This is a genomic window from Parafrankia sp. FMc2 (assembly GCF_041008525.1).
Classification (GTDB): Bacteria; Actinomycetota; Actinomycetes; order Frankiales; family Frankiaceae; genus Parafrankia.
In genome coordinates this window covers 1-1,453 of sequence record NZ_JBFLUG010000389.1, presented here as the reverse complement: position 1 = coordinate 1,453, position 1,453 = coordinate 1, and the positions used below count along the sequence as shown (strand labels likewise).

Sequence of the window (1,453 nt, the reverse complement as noted above, 5' to 3'; positions counted from 1 at the left end):
CCGTGGAACTTTGGTCGGTTCACACAGAGCTACACGCGGTGGCCGTCTTTGTCCCGGAGCGACACACCCCCACCCCGGACGATCAACCAGCCGATCCCGATCTACACCACGCGGTGGGACTCACCCCGACGTAAGACGCTTGTCGTCTGTCGTCCCTGTCACGAAGCGATCCACGCCGGTCGGCCGACCACGCAATCCACGGCACAACCACTGGAGAGCGATATGCGCTTGAAAGGCGCACGTATCGTTCGGCGGGAGGCCGACGGAAAAGGACCCGCGAAGCGGGCACCTCGCCGGCGGTCTACCCGACTCTGCGGGAGCCCGGGGGTGCGATTCCCCCGGGCCACCCGACCGGCGTACTTCGCCAAGGATCATCGGTGAGCGACACGTTCGAGTTCATCGATGCGGAGTACGCCGCCCGCACCGCCACGAACACCGCCACACCGGTGCCATCTATCACCCAGATGTGCGCCTGGCTCCAGGTCTCTCGTTCCGGTTTCTATGAATGGCGCGACCGCCCCACCTCCGCGACCGCGACCCGCCGCGGCGAGCTCGCCACGCTCGTCCACCGGTCGTTCACCGCCTCCGATGGCACCTACGGCTACCGGCGCGTGCATGCCGACCTGTGCGCCTGGGGCCGCCCGTGCGGTCTGGAGCTCGTCCGGGCCCTCATGCGCGAGCAGAGCCTGGAGCCCTGCCAGCCACGCCCCTGGCGGCACACCCTGACCGAGCAGGGCCAGGGCCCCGCCGTGATCCCCGACCTGCTGCAGCGCGACTTCACCGCCGATGCCCCAGGCACCAAGATGGTCGGTGACATCACCTAATGGGAGAGCCGGACGGGTGTCCGGTGTCCGCTGGTGGCTGGCAGGGGCCCCTGAGATATCACCGGCCCAGGTCGGGTGCGAGGGTGATGGACGAGCCGCTGGTCGGTGTCCACTCCTTGCCGCACCTGGCCGTCGAGGCCTGAATGTAGACGGTGGCCCTGCCAGTCGCCGGGTGGGTGATCGGCTGGTGAGATGCCGCGCCTTGAGCGCTTCCATTAGGTCGCCGCACGCACCCGCGGGCTTGCCGTACGCTCCCGCCGGGTTCGAGGAGGACCATGACCATCACCTGCGGCATCGACTGGGCCGAGGCGCACCACGACGTCTGCGTCCTCGACGAGGGAGGGCAGGTTCTTCAACGTCGCCGGATCGACACCGGCATCGCGGGCTTCACCGGGCTGATGACGCTGCTGGCAGCACATACCGACGACCCGACGACCGTGCCGGTGGCGATCGAGACAGACAAGAACCTGCTCGTCGTGGCCTTGCAGTCCGCGGGTCTGACGCTCTTCGCGATCAATCCCCGCGCTGTTGCCCGCTACCGGGAACGCCACGGCCAGGCCGGCACGAAGTCCGACCCCGGCGACGCCCGCGTGCTGGCGGACATCCTGCGCACCGACCGCCACCAGCAC

General features: G+C 68.7%; 2 protein-coding genes and 1 pseudogene. All 3 read left to right on the top strand.

Features of this window, described 5'->3' with window-relative positions; translation table 11 throughout:
- Window positions 1-126 precede the first annotated feature (126 nt).
- Window positions 127-204 (top strand): annotated as a pseudogene (locus AB1460_RS38505) (RNA-directed DNA polymerase); the annotation flags it as partial.
- 173 nt (window positions 205-377) lie between these two features.
- Entirely contained in the window at window positions 378-824 is a 447-nt protein-coding gene (locus AB1460_RS37470) for an IS3 family transposase (protein WP_368967303.1), read from the top strand.
- 275 nt (window positions 825-1,099) lie between these two features.
- Window positions 1,100-1,453 (top strand): IS110 family transposase (locus AB1460_RS37465; protein ID WP_368967302.1); only part of this gene is annotated, 354 nt, incomplete at its 3' end.